Source organism: Runella aurantiaca, from assembly GCF_003339505.1.
Taxonomy (GTDB): domain Bacteria; phylum Bacteroidota; class Bacteroidia; order Cytophagales; family Spirosomataceae; genus Runella; species Runella aurantiaca.
In genome coordinates this window covers 51,460-75,267 of sequence record NZ_QPIW01000030.1, presented here as the reverse complement: position 1 = coordinate 75,267, position 23,808 = coordinate 51,460, and the positions used below count along the sequence as shown (strand labels likewise).

At 43.8% G+C, this 23,808-nt stretch carries 27 protein-coding genes; 14 read left to right on the top strand and 13 right to left on the bottom strand.

Going from position 1 to position 23,808, the window contains the following annotated elements:
• Window positions 1-51 precede the first annotated feature (51 nt).
• The 6 genes from DVG78_RS25180 (at window position 52) to secG (ending at window position 5,526) form a co-directional block, all read left to right on the top strand.
• Window positions 52-378, top strand: a complete 327-nt coding sequence (locus DVG78_RS25180; protein WP_114463788.1) for a tetratricopeptide repeat protein — start codon at window positions 52-54, stop codon at window positions 376-378.
• A 221-nt stretch (window positions 379-599) separates the two neighbouring features.
• Window positions 600-2,048, top strand: coding sequence for a tRNA (N6-isopentenyl adenosine(37)-C2)-methylthiotransferase MiaB (gene miaB / locus DVG78_RS25175; RefSeq protein WP_114463787.1), 1,449 nt, complete (start codon window positions 600-602; stop codon window positions 2,046-2,048).
• Window positions 2,049-2,177: 129 nt separating this feature from the next.
• On the top strand, window positions 2,178-3,512 hold the full coding sequence (locus DVG78_RS25170; RefSeq protein ID WP_114463786.1) for a sigma-54 interaction domain-containing protein: 1,335 nt from the start codon (window positions 2,178-2,180) through the stop codon (window positions 3,510-3,512).
• Entirely contained in the window at window positions 3,499-4,047 is a 549-nt protein-coding gene (gene lptE / locus DVG78_RS25165; RefSeq protein ID WP_374755734.1) for an LPS assembly lipoprotein LptE, read from the top strand. Before DVG78_RS25170 ends, lptE begins: the two co-directional genes overlap by 14 nt.
• Window positions 4,048-4,172: 125 nt before the next feature.
• Window positions 4,173-4,991, top strand: a complete 819-nt coding sequence (locus DVG78_RS25160) for a DUF8458 domain-containing protein (RefSeq protein WP_114463785.1) — start codon at window positions 4,173-4,175, stop codon at window positions 4,989-4,991.
• A 172-nt stretch (window positions 4,992-5,163) separates the two neighbouring features.
• A complete protein-coding gene (gene secG / locus DVG78_RS25155; RefSeq protein ID WP_114463784.1) occupies window positions 5,164-5,526 on the top strand; it encodes a preprotein translocase subunit SecG in 363 nt (120 codons plus the stop codon).
• Window positions 5,527-5,603: 77 nt separating this feature from the next.
• On the opposite strand, the gene DVG78_RS25150 is transcribed toward secG, so the two are convergent.
• Window positions 5,604-5,987: a DUF1801 domain-containing protein gene (locus tag DVG78_RS25150; protein ID WP_114463783.1), complete on the bottom strand. Its 384-nt coding sequence runs from the start codon at window positions 5,985-5,987 to the stop codon at window positions 5,604-5,606.
• A gap of 162 nt (window positions 5,988-6,149) precedes the next feature.
• Here DVG78_RS25150 and DVG78_RS25145 point away from each other — a divergent pair, with 162 nt between their 5' ends.
• Complete coding sequence (locus tag DVG78_RS25145) at window positions 6,150-6,632, top strand: DNA N-6-adenine-methyltransferase (RefSeq protein ID WP_114463782.1); 483 nt, start codon at window positions 6,150-6,152, stop codon at window positions 6,630-6,632.
• Here the strand turns inward: DVG78_RS25145 and DVG78_RS25140 are convergent.
• The 8 genes from DVG78_RS25140 to DVG78_RS25105 form a co-directional block, all read right to left on the bottom strand.
• Entirely contained in the window at window positions 6,627-6,830 is a 204-nt protein-coding gene (locus DVG78_RS25140) for a hypothetical protein (protein ID WP_147277172.1), read from the bottom strand. The two genes, DVG78_RS25145 and DVG78_RS25140, sit on opposite strands and share 6 nt — an antisense overlap.
• A gap of 2 nt (window positions 6,831-6,832) precedes the next feature.
• Entirely contained in the window at window positions 6,833-7,597 is a 765-nt protein-coding gene (locus DVG78_RS25135; RefSeq protein WP_114463780.1) for a DpnI domain-containing protein, read from the bottom strand.
• A gap of 12 nt (window positions 7,598-7,609) precedes the next feature.
• The gene (locus DVG78_RS25130) at window positions 7,610-7,990 is read right to left on the bottom strand and encodes an iron chaperone (protein WP_114463779.1); all 381 of its coding nucleotides are present in this window, start codon (window positions 7,988-7,990) and stop codon (window positions 7,610-7,612) included.
• Window positions 7,991-8,002: 12 nt separating this feature from the next.
• Window positions 8,003-8,722 (bottom strand): class I SAM-dependent methyltransferase, encoded by a 720-nt coding sequence (locus DVG78_RS25125; protein ID WP_158550094.1) that lies wholly within the window; start codon window positions 8,720-8,722, stop codon window positions 8,003-8,005.
• Between the two features lie 32 nt (window positions 8,723-8,754).
• Window positions 8,755-9,414, bottom strand: coding sequence for a GNAT family N-acetyltransferase (locus DVG78_RS25120; protein ID WP_114463777.1), 660 nt, complete (start codon window positions 9,412-9,414; stop codon window positions 8,755-8,757).
• Between the two features lie 74 nt (window positions 9,415-9,488).
• Window positions 9,489-9,857: a DoxX family protein gene (locus DVG78_RS25115; protein ID WP_114463776.1), complete on the bottom strand. Its 369-nt coding sequence runs from the start codon at window positions 9,855-9,857 to the stop codon at window positions 9,489-9,491.
• Window positions 9,858-9,907: 50 nt separating this feature from the next.
• Window positions 9,908-10,408: an SRPBCC family protein gene (locus tag DVG78_RS25110; RefSeq protein ID WP_114463775.1), complete on the bottom strand. Its 501-nt coding sequence runs from the start codon at window positions 10,406-10,408 to the stop codon at window positions 9,908-9,910.
• Window positions 10,409-10,412: 4 nt separating this feature from the next.
• Entirely contained in the window at window positions 10,413-10,727 is a 315-nt protein-coding gene (locus DVG78_RS25105; protein ID WP_114065559.1) for an ArsR/SmtB family transcription factor, read from the bottom strand.
• A 203-nt stretch (window positions 10,728-10,930) separates the two neighbouring features.
• On the opposite strand from DVG78_RS25105, the gene DVG78_RS30260 reads away from it, so the two are divergent.
• Window positions 10,931-11,080 carry a hypothetical protein gene (locus DVG78_RS30260; protein WP_199563294.1) on the top strand — a complete coding sequence of 50 codons (150 nt, stop codon included), beginning with the start codon at window positions 10,931-10,933 and terminating at the stop codon, window positions 11,078-11,080.
• Window positions 11,081-11,133: 53 nt separating this feature from the next.
• Here the strand turns inward: DVG78_RS30260 and DVG78_RS25100 are convergent, their stop codons facing one another.
• The 4 genes from DVG78_RS25100 to carB all read right to left on the bottom strand — a co-directional run bounded on the left by DVG78_RS25100 (window position 11,134) and on the right by carB (window position 17,775).
• Window positions 11,134-12,357 (bottom strand): Lnb N-terminal periplasmic domain-containing protein, encoded by a 1,224-nt coding sequence (locus tag DVG78_RS25100; protein ID WP_114463774.1) that lies wholly within the window; start codon window positions 12,355-12,357, stop codon window positions 11,134-11,136.
• 85 nt (window positions 12,358-12,442) lie between these two features.
• A complete protein-coding gene (locus tag DVG78_RS25095; RefSeq protein ID WP_114463773.1) occupies window positions 12,443-12,910 on the bottom strand; it encodes a hypothetical protein in 468 nt (155 codons plus the stop codon).
• An 880-nt stretch (window positions 12,911-13,790) separates the two neighbouring features.
• Window positions 13,791-14,303 (bottom strand): hypothetical protein, encoded by a 513-nt coding sequence (locus DVG78_RS25085; RefSeq protein ID WP_114463771.1) that lies wholly within the window; start codon window positions 14,301-14,303, stop codon window positions 13,791-13,793.
• Between the two features lie 643 nt (window positions 14,304-14,946).
• A complete protein-coding gene (carB, locus tag DVG78_RS25075; RefSeq protein WP_114463769.1) occupies window positions 14,947-17,775 on the bottom strand; it encodes a carbamoyl-phosphate synthase large subunit in 2,829 nt (942 codons plus the stop codon).
• A gap of 327 nt (window positions 17,776-18,102) precedes the next feature.
• Between carB and DVG78_RS25070 the strand changes: the two genes are divergently transcribed.
• From DVG78_RS25070 to DVG78_RS25045, 6 genes are all read left to right on the top strand, one after another.
• Window positions 18,103-19,098, top strand: coding sequence for a DUF2157 domain-containing protein (locus DVG78_RS25070; RefSeq protein ID WP_114463768.1), 996 nt, complete (start codon window positions 18,103-18,105; stop codon window positions 19,096-19,098).
• A gap of 55 nt (window positions 19,099-19,153) precedes the next feature.
• Window positions 19,154-20,308, top strand: a complete 1,155-nt coding sequence (locus DVG78_RS25065) for a hypothetical protein (protein ID WP_114463767.1) — start codon at window positions 19,154-19,156, stop codon at window positions 20,306-20,308.
• Window positions 20,265-20,573, top strand: a complete 309-nt coding sequence (locus tag DVG78_RS25060) for a hypothetical protein (RefSeq protein ID WP_158550093.1) — start codon at window positions 20,265-20,267, stop codon at window positions 20,571-20,573. Before DVG78_RS25065 ends, DVG78_RS25060 begins: the two co-directional genes overlap by 44 nt.
• Window positions 20,570-20,914, top strand: coding sequence for a PIN domain-containing protein (locus DVG78_RS25055; RefSeq protein ID WP_114463765.1), 345 nt, complete (start codon window positions 20,570-20,572; stop codon window positions 20,912-20,914). The genes DVG78_RS25060 and DVG78_RS25055 overlap by 4 nt, the downstream gene beginning before the upstream one ends.
• A 166-nt stretch (window positions 20,915-21,080) precedes the next feature.
• Entirely contained in the window at window positions 21,081-23,207 is a 2,127-nt protein-coding gene (locus DVG78_RS25050) for an alpha-amylase family protein (RefSeq protein ID WP_114463764.1), read from the top strand.
• 74 nt (window positions 23,208-23,281) lie between these two features.
• Window positions 23,282-23,758 (top strand): MarR family winged helix-turn-helix transcriptional regulator, encoded by a 477-nt coding sequence (locus DVG78_RS25045; RefSeq protein ID WP_114463763.1) that lies wholly within the window; start codon window positions 23,282-23,284, stop codon window positions 23,756-23,758.
• The last annotated feature ends 50 nt before the right edge of the window (window positions 23,759-23,808 follow it).

Here is a 23,808-nt window from a genome sequence, read left to right as displayed (position 1 = left end):
CGAATATAAAGCAAGGTTTTTAAAAATAGTATGCTTGCATAATAATTTTTTATGAATAACACTCGTCTCGCCTTTTTGCTGCAATTTTTTGAGGAGGATTCCAACGACCCCTTCAACGCGTATGCTCTTGCAATGGAATATCAACAAACTGATGTGACCAAAGCGGCGGAATATTTCCAATTATTATTGGAGCAACATCCCGACTATTTGCCCACATACTACCACGCGGCGGCTTTGTTTGCGGAGTTGGAGCAATTGGATTTGGCTGAACAACTCTACCAAAAAGGGATGCAATTGGCGTTGAGTCAGCAAAATACCAAAACCTACCAAGAACTCCAACGGGCGTATCGCGGCTTTCAGGACGAGTACTTGTCCTGAATAACGTCTGAACGTCGGCGAGAACTGGGCGTTCCCGTTCAAAACCTCGCCGACGTTGTTCCGACGTTGTTGTTCCCGAACCTCGCCGACGTTGTACTAAAATATGTTAAAACCTGACACTTTGTCAGCGTTTTCGCGGAATCTTTGTAACTTTGCACCCATTCGTAGGGTTAGGTAAAAATACCGATGACTTTATGAACTAACGACCATTGATTGACAAAATGATTACATCAACATTAAAAATACTTTCGGAAGCCGATAAAGAGGCGTGTGAACTGGTCAAAGTAAGCGAGGAGGAATTGACCGTTGATAAAAAGAGACTGTTCATCGAAAGCTATGGCTGTCAGATGAACTTTTCGGACAGTGAAATCGTGGCGGCCGTAATGCGGAATGCGGATTTTGCGACTACATCTTCGGAAGATAACGCCGACGTTATTTTTCTGAATACCTGCGCCATTCGTGACAACGCCGAACAAAAAGTCCGGAATCGGCTTCAATACCTCAATAATTTGAAGAAAAAACGCCCAGGACTCATCATCGGAGTGTTGGGGTGCATGGCGGAGCGACTGAAAACCAAGCTGTTGGACGAAGAAAAAATGGTGGACATCGTGGCGGGCCCTGATTCGTACCGCGATTTGCCGCGCTTGGTGGAAGAAGCCGAAACGGGTCAAAAAGCCGTTAATGTGTTTCTTTCGAGGGAAGAAACCTACGCCGATATTTCGCCGATTCGCCTGAATTCCAACGGGATTACGGCCTATATCAGCATCATGCGCGGTTGTGACAATATGTGCAGTTTTTGCGTGGTTCCATACACCCGCGGCCGCGAGCGCAGCCGCGACCCGTATAGCGTTGTGGAAGAAGCGCGTTTGCTTTTTGCCGATGGTTACAAAGAAGTGACCCTGCTCGGACAGAACGTGGATAGTTATAAGTGGAAAAACGAGACCGAAAAAAGTGCCGAAACTTCACAGGCTGTTAACTTCGCGCAGTTGTTGGAAATGGTGGCCTTGATTCACCCTGATTTGCGGGTTCGGTTTAGTACATCACACCCCAAAGACATCACCGATGATGTACTTTGGACCATGAAAAAGTACGAAAATATTTGTAATTACATCCATTTTCCCGCCCAAAGTGGCAACAGTCGCGTGTTGAAGGTCATGAATCGTACCTACGACCGCGAATGGTACATCCAAAAGATTGACCGCATACGGGAGATTTTGGGCGAAGACTGCGGTATTTCAACCGACATGATTACGGGTTTCTGCACCGAAACGGAGGAAGAACACCAAGATACGTTGTCGTTGATGGAATACGTAAAATACGATTATGCGTACATGTTTGCGTATTCGGAGCGCCCGGGCACGCCAGCGGCCAAAAAACTCAAAGATGACGTTCCAGAAGAAGTCAAAAAGCGACGTTTACAGGAGGTCATTGCCGTGCAGCGCCAACATTCAAGTGAGCGCAATGAAATGGCCTTGGGAAAAATCCAAAAAGTATTGGTTGAAGGGCCTTCTAAGCGCTCCGATGCGGATTTGTGTGGACGAAACGACCAGAATAAAGTAGTGATTTTCCCAAGGGAACACTATAAAAAAGGGGATTATGTGTACGTGTTGGTGACCGAATGCTCCTCCGCTACCTTGATAGGGAAAGCGGTAGAAGCGGTTCCCGCCTAAGGTTGGTTGAAATGGATACATATCCGGTTAGTGACCAGAGTTCTTACTAAAAATTTTCTAACGTACCGTTGCTCAATCGTTGGTTTTTAGCCATCAAAAATCAGCAACGGTACATTGTAGATGTTATAAATGCTTTCAAATCCGGAAATACAATCCATCAAAAACCGCTTTGGGATAATCGGAAATGCTCCTGCGCTTAACTATGCCCTCAACATAGCCTTACAGGTAGCCGCCACCGATTTGACCGTGCTCATTACGGGCGAAAGCGGTAGTGGTAAAGAATCGTTCTCAAAGATTATTCATAACCTAAGTTCGCGCAAACACGGCCCTTTTATTGCCATCAACTGCGGCGCTATTCCCGAAGGAACCATTGATTCTGAGCTATTTGGGCACGTAAAAGGTTCTTTTACGGGCGCCATTGAAGACCGCAAAGGTTACTTCGAAATCACCAACGGTGGAACCATCTTTTTGGACGAAATCGCCGAGATGCCCATTGGAACCCAGGCCCGGCTTTTGCGGGTGTTGGAAAACAAAGAATTTATTCGGGTAGGCTCCTCCAAGGTGCAGAAAACGGATGTGCGCGTTGTGGCGGCCACCAACGTGAATCTCATCGACGCCGTACAGCGCGGCAAGTTTCGGGAAGATTTGTATTATCGCCTCAATACAGTACCGATTGCGGTGCCGCCACTGCGCGAACGGGGAAGTGATATTGACATGCTTTTTCGGAAATTTACCACCGATTTTGCCGAGCGCTATCGAATCACGCCCATCACCCTTACGCCCGAAGCGCGAGATATGTTGATAAGCTATAACTTCCCGGGCAACATTCGTCAGTTGAAAAATATTGCCGAGCAGATTCAAATTCTGGAAGCGGAAAATAAAGTGCCGATTGCGCCAACGGTTTTGGTGAAATACCTGCCCAATTACGCTTCTTCCACGCGTTCGATGACGTTGTTGGGCGGTGCCGCAGGGGGAGCCAACGGTCCCGAATCTTTCAACGAACGGGAGTTGTTATACAAAATCCTGTTTGACATGCGCCGCGACGTCAATGACCTGAAAAAGTTGGTGTTGAAGGTCTTGAATAATGAAGCCTACGGTAGTGATATTTTGCGAGAGCATGATGGGCTGTTTAACGGCATTGAAGCAGAAAGTGCATTCACAAAGCCGCATTCTGACACCAAACTGTTGCCTAGCCATAGTCAGCATCAGCCAACGGTCAGCAGCCAACCAACGCAGAGCACTACCCCAAACATTATTCAGATTTCGCCCTACGACGACGTGGAAGACATTGCCCACGAAACCGCCGAAGACGAGTCGCTGTCGTTGGAGCAGAAAGAAAAAGAGATGATTATCAAAGCCTTACAGCGGAGTAATGGCAAACGGAAATATGCAGCACAGGCACTCGGGATTTCGGAAAGAACGCTGTATCGAAAAATTAAGCAATATGATATTGAAGAAGAATAATAAAGGAGCAGGAAGCGTGAAGTGGGGAGTGAGAAGTTATGTTATGCTGGTCTCACTTCTTGCTTCTCAATTCTTACTGAATTCCTGTGGGATTTACTCTTTCAGCGGCACGTCGCTGTCGCCCGATATTAAGAGTGTGACGGTGGTCAACTTCACGATGGCAACCGCGGGTGGGCCTTCCAACATGGCGTTGCAGTTCAACGAAAAAATGAAGGAATATTACCAGCGAAATACCAGTTTGGCGCTGTTGCCTTCCAACGGTGACATGCAGCTTGAAGGCACAATTACGGGCTATGAGGTGATTCCTGCCGCGCCCACGGCCAACGACCAGGCGGCACTTAACCGGTTATCTATAACGATACAGGTAAAGTTTACCAACAATAAAGACGAAGAAAAAAACTTTGACCAAAGCTTTAGCTTTTTTAAAGACTTCCCCCAGAATCAGACACTTAACCAAGTAGAAAGTAGGCTCGTACCCCTCATTTTGGACCAACTCGTGCAGGACATCTTCAACAAGTCGGCGGGCGACTGGTAACTTTTTATAGAAATCGTTCCTGTTGTCTGTGAATCGTAGTATCTTCGCTACCTAAAAAAATATAGTTGTTCGTTTTCCTTCCGACAAAGAAGGCAGACGACGGATTGAATTACTGACCCCATTGTATGAATAATCGTTACGTTAAAGAGTCCTTTTCGTACTGGACGGCTCACCCCGACGATACTTCCGAAAGCGATATTTCGCAATTGCAGGAAGCCGCCGGTACTTATCCTTACTGCCAGTCGTTGCATATATTAATCGCCAAAGCAATGGCCGTTCATCATCCTGAGCAAGCCGAGGCGAGCATTCAAAAAGCAGCGGCCTATTCCCTCAGCCGCAACACGTTACGAAAATTAATCCAGAATGAATTTGAATGGTCGCCCAATTTGCGCAGCCGTCAGTTTGAAAATGTATTGATTTGGCCAGGTGATTATCAGAAACCTGCCGCCACTTCGTATTCCAAACAGGAATGGAAATTGCCTGAATTGCCAAAAATTTCCTTTTTTGATGCGCCAGAAACCCCGCAGCCAAAACCAAGTCTTCCCGAATTGCCACCCATAGACGATACTACCTTGCGCGAAAACGCACTACAAACCGAATTGGAACAGATTGAGAGTTCAGTGATGGAAGAAAGCCAACCGGACCAACGTGAGTTGGAGCGTCAGCGTCAGATTCAGATTATTGACAGTTTTATTGAGAATGAAGCCCGCATGGGTCCCATCCGCGCCAACTTCAAAGATTTGTCCAACCAAGAGCAGGAAGACCTGGCCAAAAAACGTAATATGAACTTTTCAAGCGGAGCTGTCAGCGAAGGAATGGCCAAAATTATGGCGCGACAAGGAAAAATTGAACGGGCGATTGAAATCTACGAACAACTAATGTTGAAAAAACCGGAAAAAAAAGCGTACTTTGCCGAAAAAATTAAGGATTTAACAACTGAGTAGAACGTTAGAAGTGTAAAGTTAAAAGTGTAAAGAGGAGAGGTAAGGGATAAATGTTAAGAGAGAAGAAAGTTTGTTAAAAACAGACAATCGGCCTTTAAACGTAAACTGCTTCCTAAAAACCTGAAACTTTTGACCGAAAACCGAAACTGTAGACTCTAAACTGTAAACTACAATGTTCACCGTATTTATTGTAATAATCGCCATCATCGCTGTATTATTGATTTTGATTGTTTTGGTACAAAACTCAAAAGGTGGCGGATTGACGGGCGAATTGGGCGGAATGGGCGCTACGCAAATGTTTGGCGTAAAACGTACCACCGACTTGTTGGAACAAATTACTTGGGGCTTGGTAGGTGCGTTAGCCGTACTTTGTCTTGTATCTAATTTGTTTATCGGTACTCCCCAAGCCGATGCTGGCATTAACAGCGTAAACGTTGAAAAGGCAAATCAGCGCTCGGTACCTGCCGCGCCTGCCCCTGCTCCAACGACCACTCCTGCGCCTGCACAGCAGCAGCCTGCTCCCGCGCAGAAGTAAGCAAAACATTTTTTAGCACAAAAGCCCCGAAATTTTCGGGGCTTTTGTCGTTTTTGGAGGTCAGAACTTTGGACAAGTTAGGCCGCCGCTGCTGTCACCAACTCAACCATGATGCGTTGGAGTTCGGCCCGATGGGTTTCGACCTCGGCCATGTTGTTAAAATACATCATTCGACGGTCTTTGTAATCACCTTCCAACAGGGCCGAAGAAATATTGACAATGGCCGCGTGGTGAAATACCAAATGGACTTTGTGGGTCATTCTAAGATTGAAAGTGACCAAGTCAACCCCTGCATAATAACTCGGCGCATTCCATTTGATGCGCTCGCTGAGGGCAGGATGCGTGGCCATGATGATGGCTCTGAGGGCGTTAATTTCGGCCTTGAGCGGATGCTCCAGCAAGTGCATGTATTCGCCCACCTTTTCGGCATCTGTTTTTGGGGGAGTAGTTGATTTTGGCATAAAGAGTAAAATTAATGTCGCTCGTTGAGCTAAATAGCATACAAAGGGTAATGCTTTGGGTATCAGGCTGTTTAATTGTATTTTGTGTAAATACTTGAAAATGATCAGGTTATGATTTGTAAATTAAAAATTTGATCTAATATTTGCACAAATAATTAACAAATGAATTCATCGTTTGAACGTAGCGAAAATACAAAAGTAGAGTGGCTTACTCCTCCCGATTTAGTTAAAAAATTAGGGGTGTTTGATTTAGACCCGTGCAGTCCAGTGAACGCCCCTTTTTTACATGCCCTTCATAATTTTACAGTTGAAGACGATGGCCTACTAAAAGAATGGTTTGGGCGGGTTTATTTAAACCCGCCTTATGGTAAAGGTATGGATTTGTGGCTTCAAAAATTAAAACTTCATGGCAATGGAATTGCGCTGATTTTTGCCCGAACGGAGACCAAATGTTTCTTTGATAATGTTTGGAATGATGCGGATGGAGTTCTGTTTGTCAAAGGGAGAATCCGATTTTACCATGTTTCGGGAGAGCAGGGAGGTACGCCTGGTGCACCAAGTGTTTTTATTGCATACGGAAAAGAAAATGCGTTGGCGCTCAAAGATGCAGGAATCGAAGGGAGGTTTTTAATGCTGAAATCATAAGATTTGATAAACAATAAACTCGGCAACGTTAAATTCGGCATCAATAATCCAATCATTTTCTATAAGGAGCTTTTTGATTGCCTCTTCTTCGTTATCTACGTTTTCAACAATTCCAACGACTTGCATATTATTGACTTCGTACTGAGCATTGGGCGCTCCCGTTTTTCCTTCTGGCGTAATAATGATGAATCGTTTCATTTTCATAATTTTTTGTATTTACCTCGACTAATAAACTCAATAATCCCTTTGTCTCTCAATACTTGAAGTTGCTGTCTAATTTTGTCTTTGATAAAATTATTACTGGGATGCTTTAACTTGAGTTTACCTTCAAATTTATAAATATCATCCAGCGTAAAAGTCTCGTTTTCAATGGAATCAACACACACCATTAAGTCCAAAAGCCAGCCCTTTATTTCGATATTTTGTTTTCTTAAAAACAGTGTTTTCTTAAAAGAATCCTCAACAATGCTTTTATGGATAAGTTTTGTGTCTTTTATCAAAAAAACTTTCCCTGCCTCTGCCACCCTAGAAATATCAATGTTGCAACCAACCCAACCTGCTCTTCTTGCAGTTGCAGAAAGAGGGGGTCTTTTTATAATTATTTCATTTGTAAAAAACTGTTTTGGAATAATTAAAAAATTCTCCACCGACCATTTTTTTGAATAGGTTAAAAAGAAAAAATTTGGATTCTGATTTGAATTAATTCTCTCAATCATTGTTGAATATGCCCCATCATTTATGGTGTTTGAGAGTTTTCCACTCTTGCTTTTTAATTCAAATTCTTCACTGCATTTTTTACAATAAAAGTCCGCAACGGGCCTATTATTTTCAAATTCATTTAGTGGTATTTCACCACAACAGGGGCAATAAGCGTTTTCTTTAACCCAATTTTCGGTTAAAATCCGTGCTATCTGGGAATTGCTTGTATATCCCTCTGCTAATTTTGTGTTGAAATTTAAATTCATTACCCTCTTTTTTTAGCCCCTTTTACTCTCCGCTTTTTTCAAATTTGCTTTTACCCTAAACTGCACCATTTGGGTGATGAGGTCAAGAGGGAGCGGTTGGCCCAGCGGAAATTGAACGGTTCCTTTGGCTAATTTATAGGGCGTCAGTTCATTTTTGAATGCTTCAATGCACGATGCACCGGGATAAAACCCGATGTGGTGCTTGTAGGCCGCAAAATGTACCAAGTTCCCTTTGAGGCTAAAAGTCGGAATTCCGTAACTGATTTTTTCTTCGGCGTCGGGGGCGGCGTCTTTTATCGTGGCTCTGAGCTGCTCTAATATTTCCTGCGTTTCGGGCGGGAAGCCAGAGATAAACGCATCAATGTTGCTGATTTTAATGTCGTGCATGGCCATAGGGAGAAGGGTTTAAAGGGTAAAAATAGGCTTTTTTGCGCGTAAGCACATAAACGCGGGAAATTCGTTCAACTCACGGTAATGTTTGGGGTCAAGTTCTTTGAATTTCTCCACGGGTTTGGGTTCGAGCAGGGTATCGAGCTGGAAACCGTTGACGAGCAGCGGCATAATGCAGGCTTCCAGCGGCCGCCGGAAACTGTGAATATCGACGGGTTTTCCAAAACCTTTCCACGTACACATGACGGGTTCGGTTTCAAAATAACGGGTGGATTGAAAGTAGGTAAACTCAAAAAACGGATGTTCAATAGAAATAACAAGGTGTCCGCTGGGTTTCAGCACCCGAAAAAATTCTTTGAGGGTCGGGGTCCAGTCTTCCAAGTAGTGCAAGGCCAACGCGCAGACAATCAGGTCGAAAGAAGCATCTTTGAGTTGGGGCAGCGGGGTGGATAGGTCATGGACAAAAAAAGTGCCGTTGCCTTTGTTGCGCTCAATGGCCAGCTCCACCATGCGCGGACTTATGTCAAATCCAGTGACAAACGCGCCGTTTTCGAGAAATATTTCGGCGTACTTCCCTGGGCCACAGGCGGCATCGAGAATGTGTTTGCCCTGCATTTCTGGAATCAGCGAAAGCGTATTGGGGCGGTCGTAGTAAGCGTTGTGGGGTTTATGGTCAATGAGCGCGTTGTAGCTCTCGGCCAATGATTCGTAGGCGTCAATGATTTTTTGTTTCATGGCTTTTTGGGTTATGTATTTGAATATCAGACTCATTCAATGTATTCCTGAAACGAAACGCCTTCGAGCGGCCAAACCATCAATACGCTACAATTTCCCGCCGTGGGGTCGTCAAGGTAATGATAAATGGGCTGTACCCACTCAAACCCCGCCTTGCGCTGAGGCGTGATGGTGGGGTCGGTGAGTTCATTGTTTTTTAGTTTTTCGCAATAGGTCTCAATGGAAAACTGGTCTTTGTAACGGGCATACCCAATCGTCATACCCACGAGGATTTGCCCCTTCATGTCCAACGATTGGACCAATTCTTGCTGCGTGTTGTATAATTCCGTAGAAAGTTTCTGCCCCCGATACGCGGGCAACACCCCAATGTCAAACTGATAGAGCCACTCTCCGTTGGGAATATGGGAGTTGGTAATCCATAGATTATCAGTAACTTCCATAAAAGTGTGGTCAAGTTTTGGAAACTGGATTCGGAGGGTGCTTGATGAAGCAATGACTTTGTCGCGGTCGGTGATGACGAGTTGTCCTTCGGGAAAAACGTGGATGTGATTAGCAAAATGTTCCTTTGTCAATAGCTCATGCGGGGCAAGGGTGGGGAAACAAATCCGCTGCACTTCTTCCATTTGCTCAGCATCGGCGGGAGTGGCCGTTCGGAGCGTGTATTTTCCATCCTTTGTTTTTTTGTGTATCATTGACCGAAGGAATTTTACCAAAAAACCATTTATTTTCGATAAAATAAACGGGTACGACAACGGATAGTTTATCTTCAGACGGTTTTTTTTGTTTGGTGCCAAAGGTAATGGGAAAGAAATAGAAAGGCAATCGGCAAGACCATAAAGGTAATTTGAGGCTGAAATCCTTCTTTGACGATGATTGAATAGGTTGCTCCAATCAAATCAAAAAACAAACCAGCATACGCCCATTCTTTGATACGGTTAAAACTGGGGATAAGGATGGCCACCACTCCCAATGCTTTGGCCACGCCTAAAAATGGAATGATGTATTTGGGGTAGCCCAAACCCGTAACCATCGTGACGGCTTCTGGCACTAAGAGGATGTCAGGAATGGCGGAAAACAACATAAATGCCCCGAAAATCCCGGTAATGACCCAATAAACAATTTTTGTTTTTTTCATTTTTGAGGTTGGTTAAGCGGGGAGGTCTGTCAAGACGCTCCCCAGAGAGATTAAGAAAGAGTGGCCAAAACTTCATCCAATCCTTCCATGGCCATCGTCAACCCTTCTTTGAAACCCATTTGGATGGTTGCTTCGAGTTGGGCCAAGTCATTGTAGGTGATGAGAATGGTTACCAATGTAGCATCGCCGTTATCTTGAAAATTGTTCGTCCATTTCGATTGTGGCAGTTCGGTGTTGATGTTTCCCTCGGCATCCGAAAAACCGTCCGTTCCACTAAAACGCTCTTTGGGTTGGATGGTATGATAGCTTGCCAGACCCCAGTGCTCCTCGCCCTCGGGCCCGACCATCGCATAAAGCCAACGTCCGCCTTCTCTGAAATCCATCGTTTTGGTGCGGGCTTTCCAAGGTTTGGGTGCCCACCATTGGTCAAGGATTTCACTTTTGGTGAAGGCATCCCACACCAGTGGAAGTTGGGCGGCAAATTCTCTTTTTACCGTGATTGAATTGGTCGCTTTGTCGACGATAAAGTCCATTAATAAGGCATTTTTCATGGTTTTATTTGTTTTTTAGGTTCAATAATACGTTGTCAAGTTGGCTAAAACGGTCTTCCCAAAGGGCTCTGAATTTTTCGAGCCACTGGTCTATTTCTTTCATCTTAGTAGGGTTGAAGTGATAATAAATTTCCCGTCCCGACTGCTCCTGTCGGACCAATTCACATTCGGTCAGGATTTTAATGTGCTTGGAAACCGCCTGTCGGCTAGTGTCAAAATGCTCGGCTAGGGCATTGGGGGTCATGGCCTGTAAGGCAATGAGGGCAATGATGGCTCTTCGGGTGGGGTCGGCAATGGCCTGAAATACGTCTCTTCTCATCACGTCTCTAAATTTTTGTGCAACTAATCGGTTGCAAATATAAATGCAACTAATTGGTTGCGCAAATAGTTTTTCGTTTTTTTTGTAAAAATCAAAAATGAATAGGGATGGGGAGGCGTAAAAAAAGAAGATAGTTTTGGATATTCTATTAAAAATCAGGTACTTTATCCTAAAGTATTGGAAAAACTTAAATAGCAAAGAACATGACAGCAGTATGGATTTTGGTCGGCATTCTTCTTCTTTGGTATTGCGGCAAAGAGCTGCGCAACAGTGAACCTAATTGGTCCAGAGCGATTAACATGGTTATTTTCTGGCCTTTTTCATTGTTCTTCAAAGGCTCATCCAAAGGATAATTTTAACGCAAGTTGAAATCGTATCATTTGTTGATTTTTTCAATTTTGCTAAATCATAGACCTTTGATACTTGGGGCTGTTTTAATTTTACTTGATGCGGCCTTTAAAAACCAATAATTCGCAGAATGCCTTATAAGTAATGTAATGCAAACGAGAAGGTAGGCATTGTTGAGGCGTTGAGGTAAAATAGTCCAAAAAGCAAGGACTAGTACCAATAACAAACCATTAACGAGGCTGATTTTTAGTAATATTGGGCCGCGTTTTTTTGAAAAAAGCAGAAATGATACTACAAGATTGAATGGGTTTGCCCAAAGAATATTCAGATTAATCTGTGAATGATGGGTAGTAAAAAACCATAGAAAAAGAATGAGTAAGCCCACCGCACCAGAAGTCAAAAATAATGTAAAATCAAACAGGCGGGCAAAGAAGGTTTTATGTAGAGTAGGAAGGCTCAACAGGCATGATAAGACCAGAACGAAACTAAAAATGGCTTTGGGACTAAATGGATTTGGGGGAGATGTTTTATTGAGTGCCTGAAATAAAACGACTTTTTCTTTTACCAAAGGCTCCCATGCTCCGTTTGGCCGTATTTTGGCTTCATCGTAGTTCCACATCAAATAATCGGGCAAAAACTTAAATTGCTCCGCTGTTATTTTTTTATCCATGTCGATACCCAGACACGTTTCAATTCCTAATTCTCCCCAAGGGTTGTGCAACAAATAACCGTGTGTTAATTGTCGGATGGATGCATCAGTGGTATTGTGTTTTTTTGCGATGCTCTCTGGAGAGAATTTTATGTTTACTCCCAACACTTTTTTTAACGCGGTGTCAATACGGTTAGAGCAATTGTCGTAAAAATAATCATATCGGTACACGCTGTTTTGAGGCTCAAGATTGTTCTCTAAAAAACCAAATAGGGCATTTTTTTGGTTTTGATTGAGGTTCAGTACTTGTTGTGTAACAGTACGGTTTTCATAAACGGTCCATGAATAAAACGCTCGATGGAAGGGAGCGGTGGAAAGCCAAAAATTCAATTCTCCTTTTGTGAATCTCAGATAAAAACCTTCGTTAAAACTAAATGTACCGTAATTATAGATGTTGTCGATGCCCAAGTCAGGGTCAGAAATCCGTAATGCGCTATGACCAAACGCGGTAAAAACTTCTTCTCCAGGCCCTACGGTGATGAGACTGATGCTTGAATTGGCGGTGAGTTGGGGGAAAGCCACCCGGGACATAAACAGAAAAATTCCAAGAATGAGACGTACTTTTTGACTCATATTTCTTCTTTCAAACGGTCAATGGTATGGCTAAAAATCATCTGTCGACATAGGGGGATTTGTGGGGTGGGCGTATTCAGGCGTGTTACTTCTTGACCCTAACATACTTTTCGATGTTGATTCGGTCAACACCCGCACCGGCCACTTTCTCCACGCCGTACTGGACGAGGGTATCATTTTTTATGCTAATGGCAAACGTAAATGCATTCCGCTCCCAATCCCGGGCGCTGCAATAGTCCAACTGCTCGGTGTATGTACTGTCGACGAGGGTATAACTGCCTCCGCCCGCCGAAAAAACGGCCGCCGAGTCTTTGCCTTGATTCAAATCATGGTGTAAAAATGCAAAATGGCTATCGTTAATGATTTTAATAAACGAGGTATTTTGGGTATAATCCGTAACGGCCGTATCGCCTTTTTCAATGAGGGTGCCCTTCAATAACTTCCACGTACCAACGAGGGGCGGAGAGGAAGATTTCTTGGCGTTATTGGTGGTTTCGGCCACGCACGACATCAAAAAAACGCAAAGGAAGAGACAAGAAATGGCGATTTTCATGAGAAGCTATTTAAGAATAAGGGGTTTAGGATTGACGTTTTTGGGGATGTCGTTTCCCTTGCGCCAAAGATAAGGAGATTGGCCCCGATTCTTTCAAATTCCCAATGATTTTAGCCTATTTTAGAAAGAGACGAATACTTTTGAAATTTTATAAAGCCTTCTTAGTGACGATTAACCACAATTGCGTCCAAAACGAGTGAGTTGAGTGGGGGAGCATCATGTTCAAAATCCAATATTCAATTTAACCGGCCGACTACGGACGTATTTCTAAACCCAAATACAATGAATAGATGAACCAAGAAGCTCTTTTTTGGCTCGAGGGCCTATTGATTTTCTCCATAATTTTGGGGGCTCTTGCTCTAGTTTTATGGAAATTAATTTCATTTTGTAAAGTTGGATTAATTCGACTTCTTAAATTCTTATCAAAATGGCGCTAACTATTCTAAAGGGGAAATAAGTTTTCCCTCCTCACCTTGCTCTATTACATTTATGGATAATAAAATATTCCTTTGGGGGTGAAAAAATAAGGTCTGTGGAGACTTAGACCACGGGTTAGGGATAATCACCAATTATTTATTTGCCGATTACCCTTTATTTTATGTACTCTTCCTTTTAGCAAGGTATCTCGTTTTTGACCTTGTATTTGTAATTTAAACTCCAAAATAGAATCTGAATTATTTAGATATTGATAATCAACTATATAGAATTTTAATTCTCCAATGCTGCTTTTAAATGTACTATCCTTGAATAATGAATCAACTAGTTTTTGATCAATATCAGAATTATTTTTGTTCATCTAGTTACTTAAAATTTCCATAACTATCCCCCTAGTTTCGTAGTTGAAAACTACGAAACCGTAGATCAGCAGATTGCCACTGATTTATTCTAATTTGTATTTGATGATGACTCCATTGATCGTTAATGCGTTCCCAGGCCACGTGACACTCGTGTTGCTTAGTCCTACTTGTACAAAATAGACTTCATTACCTGTATTGGTAGTATATTCGGGAGAAACAGGGATTGTAGTAGCCTGAACGTTTGATGATGAGGTAGGTGTTAATGCTAATGTTTCGATTACAGCTCCACCTGTAAATCCTTGACGAAGGAGTCTAAATGTCATGTTTTGGGTTGCTGAGTTATCTACATATATCGCAGTCATTTCGGTAATTGTTGCTCCATTGGGTAAATGGAAATTAGCGTTAGCTGCCAGAGTCCCAGCTGTGCCATTGTTAAAAAAGAATCCTGACCCCGTAATGTTAAAATTAGATGGCGCACTAAAGGTAGCGCCCACAACACCTGTGTACTGAAAAGTCTCAGGCTTAATTGTAACGGCTTGGGCTTTTACAAGCAAAAAATTGAACAGAAAAAGCAGAAGTAAAACAAGTTTTTTCATGATTTTGAAAATGTTATGTTGAAAATAAAAAAAACTATCCTGCAAGAATAAATTCTTTGGTCAACAGCAAATCATGGTGTGAAACTAAGTGCTTTCGTTAAGGGGCTCCAAACAAAGGTGTTTTTAATTTCTATATAAAATCAGGTTTCTTGTACAAGATAAAAAAGTATTAGGATGCACACAACAAAGATTTTATTCCTAGTTTAAAAAGTGACTTATATGCTTCAATTCGCCTGTTTTAGTAAGGGTATTTAGTTGTACCAACTCTTGTAAGTCTCGGGTGGTTGTAGCGGCAGAAGTGCCTCTGATAGTTTTGAAATTGGCGGCACTCAGACCGCCTTTGAAGCCCTCAATACCTGCTTCAAATATTCTTAACAAAACCTTTGATTGTCGTTCATTGAGTAGCCCCAGTTGGTCATAGTTTTGAACTACGACCCCAAAAATAAACAAAGTGTTTGTAACATAGTAAGTGCCAACCAGTCTCTTTTATGCGCCCAATCAAGCGAACTTGTACTCTTTCAGAGTGACAAAAAATAATAGTTTGCTTCCGAATAATATGCCTGCTTCAACCTGTTGATTTGGCCAATAAAAAAAGCCCTCGTTTTCACGAAGGCTTTTAGATGCTTATCAGCATGATAAATTGTTAGCGGCTCAGATACAGATTCCGCTCGCCGTATATTTTTTGGAAGAAGTCGTCTTCGAGGCTATCTATAAAGTAAATGCCTTCACCGGTAGACTTCATCTCTGGCCCTAATTCTTTGTTTACGTTCGGGAATTTGTTGAACGAGAATACTGGAATCTTGATGGCCCAACCTTTCTTAACGGGTTTAAACTCGATGTCTTTCACTTTCTTGTCGCCGAGCATGAACTTCGTCGCGTAATTTACGTACGGTTCTTGGTAGGCTTTGCAGATAAACGGCACCGTGCGGGAGGCGCGCGGGTTGGCTTCAATCACGTACACCACGCCGTTTTTGACCGCAAACTGCATGTTAATCAGCCCTTCCACCTTCATCGCTTTGGCTACTTTTACCGTAATTTCTTCAATTTGACGGATTTCGTCGGGCGTCAAATCAAACGGCGGGAGGGTAGCGTGCGAGTCGCCTGAATGGATACCAGCGGGCTCGATGTGCTCCATTACCCCGATGATGTACGCATCTTCACCGTCGCAAATTGCGTCAGATTCGGCTTCGATGGCGTTTTCGAGGTAGTGGTCGAGGAGGATGTTGTTGTCAGGAATATCGTTCAGGATTTTCACTACATGTTGCTCCAATTCCTGCTCATTGATGACAATTTTCATGCTCTGTCCACCCAATACGTAGCTTGGACGAACCAAAAGCGGGAAGCCCAATTTCTTGCCGATTTCGGCGGCAGCATCGGCCGTGCGTACAGTGTCAAACTGCGGATAGGGAATGTCCAAGTCACGCAACAGCGCCGAGAAGCGACCGCGATCTTCGGCCAAGTCGAGCGTATCAAAGCTGCTACCGATGATTTTGATGCCGTATTGATGGAGTTTTTCGGCAATTTTCAGGGCTGTTTGTCCACCCAACTGCACAATCACGCCTTCGGGTTTTTCGTGTTGGATGATGGCGTGAACGTGTTCCCAGAAAACAGGCTCAAAGTATAACTTATCTGAAATGTCGGGGTCGGTCGACACCGTTTCGGGGTTACAGTTAATCATAATGGTCTCGTAACCAGCCTCTTTGGCCGCCAACACCCCGTGTACACATGAGTAATCAAACTCGATGCCTTGTCCGATACGGTTAGGCCCAGAGCCCAACACGACCACTTTTTTGCGGTCCGACGGGATAGATTCGTTGTCGGGGTTATCGGCTGATATACAGAATGTTGAGTAGTAATAAGGCGTTTTGGCTTCAAACTCAGCCGCGCAAGTATCTACGCATTTGTACACGCGCTTGATATTGAGTTCTTGACGGCGTTTGTACACCTTGCTTTCTTTGACGCCCAGCAAGTGCGCAATTTGGCGGTCGGCGTAGCCTTTTTGCTTGGCTATCAGCAGGAGATGCGCAGGCAAGTCTTCCAAGTCAAATTTTTGGATTTCTTTTTCCAGTTCCACCAATTCTTCAATTTGGTGCAAAAACCACGCGTCGATTTTGGTAAGGTTCTGGATGGTTTTGAACGACAAACCGATTTTGAACGCGTCGTAGATGTGGAACATGCGGTTCCAGCTAGGATGCGCCAAACTTTGCTTGATGGCGGCTACGTCGGTCAGTTCTTTGCCGTCGGCACCGAGACCGTTGCGGCGTATTTCAAGCGACTGACAGGCTTTCTGCAACGCTTCTTGGAAGTTGCGTCCGATACCCATCGCTTCGCCCACTGACTTCATTTGGAGGCCCAACGAACGGTCAGCGCCGGGGAATTTATCAAAATTCCAGCGTGGAACTTTTACAATAACGTAGTCGATGGTTGGTTCAAAAAATGCCGATGTGCTGCCCGTAATGGGGTTGATGAGTTCATCAAGATTGTAGCCAATGGCCATTTTGGCGGAAATCTTCGCAATCGGATAACCCGTGGCTTTGGACGCCAAAGCCGAAGAGCGTGATACGCGCGGGTTGATTTCGATGACAATGATGTCGTCGGTTTCGGGGTTGACCGAAAATTGAATGTTACAACCACCCGCAAATTTACCGATACCGTTCATGGTCAAAATGGCGAGGTCGCGCATTTTTTGGTAGAGCGTATCGGGCAGGGTCATGGCGGGGGCCACGGTGATACTGTCGCCAGTGTGGATACCCATCGGGTCGAAGTTCTCGATCGAACAGACGATGATGAGGTTGCCGTTGCCGTCGCGGAGCAATTCAAGTTCGTATTCTTTCCAACCCATTACGCTTTGTTCCACCAATACTTCATGCACAGGCGAAGCAATGAGGCCGTGTTGGAGGGCTTTGTCAAACTCTTCGGGCGTATTCACAAAACCGCCCCCCGTTCCACCGAGCGTGTACGACGGACGAATAACGAGCGGGAAGCCGATTTCTTGGGCAATTTCCTTTCCTTCCAAAAATGATTTAGCCGTACGACCTTTACACACTCCCGCGCCCAATTCGAGCATTTTAAGACGGAATTTTTCGCGATCTTCGGTGGTTTCGATGGCTTTAATGTCCACCCCGATGATTTGCACGCCGTATTTTTTCCAAATACCCGCTTTGTCGCAATCAATGGCTAAATTTAACGCCGTCTGACCACCCATAGTTGGCAAAACGGCGTCGACTTTATGTTTTTCTAAGATTTCAACAATGTACTTTTTCTCTAATGGCTTGAGGTACACATGATCGGCGTTGATGGGGTCGGTCATGATGGTCGCCGGATTGGAATTTATCAGAATGACCTCAATTCCTTCTTCTCTCAATGACCGGGCGGCTTGCGAGCCGGAGTAATCAAATTCACATGCTTGACCGATGATAATGGGACCGGAACCAATAATGAGGACAGAGTTGATGTTTGGATTTTTTGGCATTTTTTTGAGGAAAAGTTATCAGTTATCTGTTATTCGTCGCTCGCTTTGACCTTTTCAGACACCCTAATAGGGATATTTCTGATAAATGTGGCGCGTCTAACTTTTAACTTTTGCAACAGGGTTGCTGCAAAAATTGCACAAAATTAGGGGATGAAATGTTTTTTGAGGCATTAAACCTTGAAAAAAAATGAATTGTTAGGCTAAATTAATGTGAAAAAAGAGGTATATCATTGATAGATAGTCTTTTAACGAATATGCATCGTGCAAAATAGGTACGGTAAATAAGTGCATTTTTTGATTTCATGCTAAATCAGCACCTTTGTTTATATGAACCCTTTATCATTTCTTTTGGATGAGTGGCAACAACGCCACCTCCTGACCAACGAGCAGCGTGTGCAATTGGAAACGCACGAGCGCAACCGCCCCGTTTCGTTGTATCTCCTGCTGCGCAGCCTGCTCTACGCAGGCATTTTGCTGTTTACTTCGGGCGTTGGTGTACTCATTTATAACAACATTGACACCATCGGCCACACGGCACTCATTGCCCTTTTGGCGGTGCTGACGGTGGGTAGTTTCTTCTACGTCTACCGCACGAGCGTTCCATTTTCGCGGGGACTCATCGAAAACGAGGCCAAGTTCAGCGATTTTGCCTTGCTCATTGCCTGTACTTTGTTTCTGATATTGGAGGGATATGTACAATGGCGCTACAATGTTTTCGGTACGCGCTACGGTTTGGCTACGGTTTTGCCCGCGGTCCTTTTTCTGTTTTGTGCGTACCGTTTCGACCACCGGGGAGTTCTTTCGATGGGTCTGACGGCCTTTGCTTCGTGGGTGGGCATTACCGTTGCGCCGATGGAAGTGCTGAGCAACAACGATTTTAACGATATGAGACTTATCGTGACGGGGGTACTTTTGGGCATTTTATACATTGGGGCAGGAGTGGCTTCGGAGAGAATGGATTTCAAAAAACACTTCTCGTTTACGTATTTATTGCTCGGAGGAAACGTCTTTTTTATTGGTTCATTGGCGGGGTTGTTTCGGTCAGAAGGTTGGGCCTTTGGGTTTGCGTTGCCGATTGCCGCAGGATGTTGGCTGTTTGTAAATCATGCCCGACGCTCGCAATCGTTTCTTTTCTTGTTGATGGCGGTGGTTTATGGGTACATCGCGTTTACGTACCTACTTTTTGAGGTGATGAACGAAGCGTTGTGGGCATTTTTTGGGATGTTTTATGTAGCCGCAAGTACAGGAGGAGTGATTTGGTTTTTCCTGAATTTTAAAAAATTGTTGAAAGTAAGGGACGAGCAGCAGCAGCGGCAGCGGTGAGAAGTGAGTCAAAAGACCTAATATTTATCATAAAAATCAGCATTCTATTTTGATTATGAAAGCTTACAACGAGACGCTTCTTCTGAACGAATACGCCCAAAAGATGGCTAAAAAATGGCATTCTGAGCGCTTGCTGTCGACGGAACAACTGGCGGAAGCCGTTCAATCGCACGCTCAAGTACCTTATAATCCCAACCTATTTATCAAAATCGGCCTGTTTCTGTTTGGGAATGTTTGTTTCATGTTTGGGGGAGGGTTTGTGTTTATGATTTTGGGTGAGGGGGGAGGCTTTGCGTTCACGGCGCTGTTGTACGGTTTTGGCGTAACTTTTTTGTTGCTCCGACTCATCAAACAGAAACAACTGCATTTTGCGGGGGTGGACAATGCGCTCATATACGGTATTATTGGTGCCACGATGCCGCTCATTTTTGAAGTTTATGATGCGCTGAGAATCAACGAGTTTTGGGTAGGTGTGTTGTTTTGTTTACCCGTTTTGGTGGTGGTGGTTTATAGTTTTGGGGAGCCGTTGGTGGCTTTGGGGGCTTTTCTGTCGGGCTTATTTATTCTGGCTTCCATATTAATGAAAAACCCCATTGGCAAGGCACTTCTGCCTTTTGCGTTGATGATTTACGCGGCAGTGTTTTTTGTCGTTACGCGAAATCTGAGCCAAAAATCAAGTGCCTTTTATTGGAAATTAGCCATTTATTGGGTCAACACTGCCGCTTTGGTGCTGTTTTATGCGGCGGGCAATTATTTTGTGGTTCGGGAGCTAAATGCTGAACTGAACGGACTCGGCTCGCCCTCTCCTGAAGTTGCCTTTGCGGGGTTGTTTTGGGGGTTTTCCATTTTAATTCCTGTGCTCTATCTGTACGGCGGTTTTCGCTGGCGCAACCGTACTTTGCTTTTGTTGGGGCTATTGGGCATCGTGGCTACGATTCTGACGGTCCGTTATTATCATGCCATGCTGGCCATTGAGTGGGTGTTGATTTTGGTTGGTGTTGTGGCGGCAATTAGCGCGTTTTTCCTCATTCGTTCGCTCAAAACGCCTAAATTTGGCTTTATTTACGCTCCCGAAAAAGACAATGACGAGCGTTTTGCGATTGAAATGGTCGTGATTTCTCAAATGACCCAAAATAGTCACTCGGCCGAAAAAGGTGTTGAATTTGGTGGCGGAGATTTTGCGGGCGGTGGCGCAGAAGACAAGTATTGAAGTTGCTTTTTGTGTAGTAATTACCTATTTTTGGGTAAATAACACTGCAATGGGTGCACTTACCATCAAATCAGAAAAAGATCAATATATCATTAATATTGATAAAAATTTGCTTGACAAAGATACATTAATAAAGGTACTTAGCTGGCTAAGAATTGAAGAACTCGCTCAGAAAATGAACGTGGATGATGAAGTGTTTCTCCTGGATGATGAAATTAAATCATCTTGGTGGGAACGAAATAAACATCGTTTTGAGCAGCAATGAAGAAAATTATTGTAGATTCAAACATCATACTTTCAGCGTTGCGTACCAAAGATTCTGAAACACGCCGTAAGCTTATTGCAGCTACTGGGGTTTTGTTTTGCTCCCCTAATTTTTTGATAGCAGAATTGTTTAAGCATCGAACCCGTATCTTCAAAAATGCGATTGCAACAGAAATTGAGATTTTAGAATTTTTAAATCAGATTTTAGAAAAAATCCATTTTGTGAACGAGGAAATTATTTCCATTGAAAATTACTTCGAGGCGTATTACTTATGCCGTGATATTGACCCAAAAGACACTTCTTTTATTGCTCTTACTATCGAATTAGACGCCACTTTTTAGACCCGAGATGATGTGCTCAAACGTGGTTTAGCGGCCAAAGGCTTTGAGCGTTTTTTTGATGAGAATGATTTAACATAAGCGGCCTCACGAGTGGCAGAGAGGGTAAATTTTTGTTTTTCGTTCCTTTCCTGAGTTATACACCCCGAACGAACCCATTCCGAACTCAATGAAAAAGCTGTGCTTCGCGCTTTATTTTTTGCTCCTGTTTTTGCCTTCTTTTGCCCAAAAAAATACCAAACCCACCTCCCAATGGCCCGTCGATATGCCTTGGTGGAAGAAAAATAACCTGCGGGTCATTCAGACCAATCTGCCCGCTTACGAAGCCGCAACGCTGAATCCTGATTCGTTACTCAAAGATTTGGAGGCTTGTTCGGCCAATACGCTGCTCATCAATGCTGGTGGAATCATGGCATTTTATCCTACTAAACTCGATTTTCACTATACCAATCCCTACATGAAGGGAAATATGTTGGGCGACGTCATTCAGCGTTGTCATCAGCGGGGGATAAAAGTCATTGTGCGGTTTGATTTCAGCCGGGTACACGAAAGTATCTTCAAGGCGCATCCCGATTGGTGTTATACCTCGCCCAAAGGCGAGCGCATCATCAATACGGATATGTACGTGGTGTCTATCAATGCGCCGTATGTGCAAGACCGTGCGTTTAAAATCATCGAGGAAGTGATTGATAATTACGGTATTGACGGCATTTTTCTCAACATGCCGGGTTATCAGGTCAACAACCCGTATGAGGGAAAATACCACGGTATTGACCAAAATGAATACGACAAAAAGCGTTTTGCGGAGTACAGTAACGGCCTGACCTTGCCCACAGTAGAGAACAAAGCCGACCCTGTTTTTCAAAAATATTTGGCTTTTAAAAAGTTTACGGTCGAAGATTGGTCGAAGCGGCTGCACGCATTGGTTAAGTCCAAAAGCAATCAAATCGCGATTTGTACCTACATGGACAAGTACGTGGACATCATCCGCCACGAATCACAAACCAACAGCCTGCCCTATTGGCCGTATTCGGCCTCCGACAACGTGGGAAATGCCGTCAATTCCTTTCCTGACCACATCATTAGTAATAGCAGTATTCAGCAAATTTCGTTTCAGTCGCGCTACAATGCCGTGGAGCCAGAAGAGGTTTCCATTCGATTGTACGAAAATATCGCCAACGGTTCGGGGCTAGACATCAGCATGATGGGGGATATGCGTGGCTACGAAGACGAGCGGAATTATGACGTAATTAAAAAAGTCTACGCCCATCATAAAAAGTACGAGCCTTACTTTGGGAAATACACATCGGTGGCCAAAATCGCGGTGGTGGCACCGGGCGCGTGGCCGAGCGGCGCGCCGATGCAGGAGTATCGTGGCATTCAACTGATGCTCAAAGAAGCCCATATTCCGTTTGATATTGTGGAAGACGCCCAAATTGAGCACTTGGCCGACAAGATGAAGAACTACCGCCTTGTGATTTTACCCGACATTACCTATTTGAGCAATGCCTCGGTGCAGGTGTTGAAAGAGGCTGCTCTTCAGGGTGTAAATCTGCTGGCAACCAACCAGACAATGTTTGATAATCCCGACGCTCTGTATCAACTGTTTGGCGCTAAGATCATTAATAAAGACCATGAAGGCAGCGGTTTTTACCTCAAACCCGACAATCATGCGTTGTTTAAGCGCTTTGTGAAGCAAAAAATGCTTTTCTGGAAATTTAATTTAGGCTTGTATGACCTTTCGGGAACTGACAAACAATTCCTGCCCATCCTGAGCAAAGGCCGTCCCGGACCGCCCGAAATCATCGGCGGGCATGAGCCAACGGGCTATTTTGCCATGGGTTTGAATCAACATCCGCGCAGTAAAGCGGTGATTTTGCCTGTTAATGTGGGGCGTTTGTATTATCTGCACGGGTACGAAGAACACAAGAATATTGTCCTGGATGTCATTGATTCTGTTTATCCCGAAGCAAACCAACTGCTGCAAACCAACGCCCACGAGCGCGTGGAGGTGATATTGAAAGAATACATCAAAAATGTTCCCGAAAACAAAGACAAAAAATCGGCGGATGGCCTGATATTGCATTTGGTCAACATCACGGGCTTCAGCGGCAATACGTATTTTGAACCTTTGCCCGTATCCAATCTTTCGTTCAAAATTCAAACAGCCTTTAAACCTTCAAAAATATTCTCGATGGTCAGTAAACAGCCGATAGCATACACTTGGAAAAATGGTAATTTGGAGTTTAAGTTGAATAAGCTGGTTGATTTTGAAGGAATTGTGATTGATAAATAGTGATTCTTGCTATTACTTTGAAACTTTTTGAAAATAAATTAGGTTGACATATCAACAATATTTATTTTTGCGCCATGATAACGAATGAACAGCAAAGCATAAAGGAAAAAATATGGGGACAACTGGGGCAATATCTGACCTTTAATATCAACCATGTGTCACATTTGTTTGCTCGAAAGGTAAACCGGGAGCTTTCCAAGTCTGGGTTTACGCTTCAAATCGAACAATTCCCTATTTTGTTTTTGGTCAATCATTCGACCGAAGGATTACTGTCGCAGCAAGACATCGCCAACTTTCTCCAACGCGACAAATCGGGAATTCAGCGTTCTATTCGCACTTTAGAGCGCGATGGTTACGTACGAATCGTGAGCGATGATACCGACCGACGTAAGAATTTAATTCAATTAACGCCCGCAGGAAAATTTACCATTGATAAAATCACTGAAATGGCAGTTACCTTAAATCAAGAGATTTCTAGCCAACTTACCCCGGAAGAAGTGTCAGCCTTGCTATCAATTTTGAGAAAAATTTCCGCCACCATTGACAATTAGTTTTTTTTATTTAATTAGTTGATATGTCTACTATTGATATGTCAACAATC

What these genes read in the sequence shown, in the direction of transcription:
- DVG78_RS25180 (WP_114463788.1), top strand. Translation starts at nt 52, where the DNA reads ATGAATAACACTCGTCTCGCCTTTTTGCTGCAATTTTTTGAGGAGGAT.
- miaB (WP_114463787.1), top strand. Translation starts at nt 600, where the DNA reads ATGATTACATCAACATTAAAAATACTTTCGGAAGCCGATAAAGAGGCG.
- DVG78_RS25170 (WP_114463786.1), top strand. Translation starts at nt 2,178, where the DNA reads ATGCTTTCAAATCCGGAAATACAATCCATCAAAAACCGCTTTGGGATA.
- DVG78_RS25160 (WP_114463785.1), top strand. Translation starts at nt 4,173, where the DNA reads ATGAATAATCGTTACGTTAAAGAGTCCTTTTCGTACTGGACGGCTCAC.
- secG (WP_114463784.1), top strand. Translation starts at nt 5,164, where the DNA reads ATGTTCACCGTATTTATTGTAATAATCGCCATCATCGCTGTATTATTG.
- DVG78_RS25150 (WP_114463783.1), bottom strand. Translation starts at nt 5,987, where the DNA reads ATGCCAAAATCAACTACTCCCCCAAAAACAGATGCCGAAAAGGTGGGC.
- DVG78_RS25145 (WP_114463782.1), top strand. Translation starts at nt 6,150, where the DNA reads ATGAATTCATCGTTTGAACGTAGCGAAAATACAAAAGTAGAGTGGCTT.
- DVG78_RS25140 (WP_147277172.1), bottom strand. Translation starts at nt 6,830, where the DNA reads ATGAAACGATTCATCATTATTACGCCAGAAGGAAAAACGGGAGCGCCC.
- DVG78_RS25135 (WP_114463780.1), bottom strand. Translation starts at nt 7,597, where the DNA reads ATGAATTTAAATTTCAACACAAAATTAGCAGAGGGATATACAAGCAAT.
- DVG78_RS25130 (WP_114463779.1), bottom strand. Translation starts at nt 7,990, where the DNA reads ATGGCCATGCACGACATTAAAATCAGCAACATTGATGCGTTTATCTCT.
- DVG78_RS25125 (WP_158550094.1), bottom strand. Translation starts at nt 8,722, where the DNA reads ATGAAACAAAAAATCATTGACGCCTACGAATCATTGGCCGAGAGCTAC.
- DVG78_RS25120 (WP_114463777.1), bottom strand. Translation starts at nt 9,414, where the DNA reads ATGATACACAAAAAAACAAAGGATGGAAAATACACGCTCCGAACGGCC.
- DVG78_RS25115 (WP_114463776.1), bottom strand. Translation starts at nt 9,857, where the DNA reads ATGAAAAAAACAAAAATTGTTTATTGGGTCATTACCGGGATTTTCGGG.
- DVG78_RS25110 (WP_114463775.1), bottom strand. Translation starts at nt 10,408, where the DNA reads ATGAAAAATGCCTTATTAATGGACTTTATCGTCGACAAAGCGACCAAT.
- DVG78_RS25105 (WP_114065559.1), bottom strand. Translation starts at nt 10,727, where the DNA reads ATGAGAAGAGACGTATTTCAGGCCATTGCCGACCCCACCCGAAGAGCC.
- DVG78_RS30260 (WP_199563294.1), top strand. Translation starts at nt 10,931, where the DNA reads ATGACAGCAGTATGGATTTTGGTCGGCATTCTTCTTCTTTGGTATTGC.
- DVG78_RS25100 (WP_114463774.1), bottom strand. Translation starts at nt 12,357, where the DNA reads ATGAGTCAAAAAGTACGTCTCATTCTTGGAATTTTTCTGTTTATGTCC.
- DVG78_RS25095 (WP_114463773.1), bottom strand. Translation starts at nt 12,910, where the DNA reads ATGAAAATCGCCATTTCTTGTCTCTTCCTTTGCGTTTTTTTGATGTCG.
- DVG78_RS25085 (WP_114463771.1), bottom strand. Translation starts at nt 14,303, where the DNA reads ATGAAAAAACTTGTTTTACTTCTGCTTTTTCTGTTCAATTTTTTGCTT.
- carB (WP_114463769.1), bottom strand. Translation starts at nt 17,775, where the DNA reads ATGCCAAAAAATCCAAACATCAACTCTGTCCTCATTATTGGTTCCGGT.
- DVG78_RS25070 (WP_114463768.1), top strand. Translation starts at nt 18,103, where the DNA reads ATGAACCCTTTATCATTTCTTTTGGATGAGTGGCAACAACGCCACCTC.
- DVG78_RS25065 (WP_114463767.1), top strand. Translation starts at nt 19,154, where the DNA reads ATGAAAGCTTACAACGAGACGCTTCTTCTGAACGAATACGCCCAAAAG.
- DVG78_RS25055 (WP_114463765.1), top strand. Translation starts at nt 20,570, where the DNA reads ATGAAGAAAATTATTGTAGATTCAAACATCATACTTTCAGCGTTGCGT.
- DVG78_RS25050 (WP_114463764.1), top strand. Translation starts at nt 21,081, where the DNA reads ATGAAAAAGCTGTGCTTCGCGCTTTATTTTTTGCTCCTGTTTTTGCCT.
- DVG78_RS25045 (WP_114463763.1), top strand. Translation starts at nt 23,282, where the DNA reads ATGATAACGAATGAACAGCAAAGCATAAAGGAAAAAATATGGGGACAA.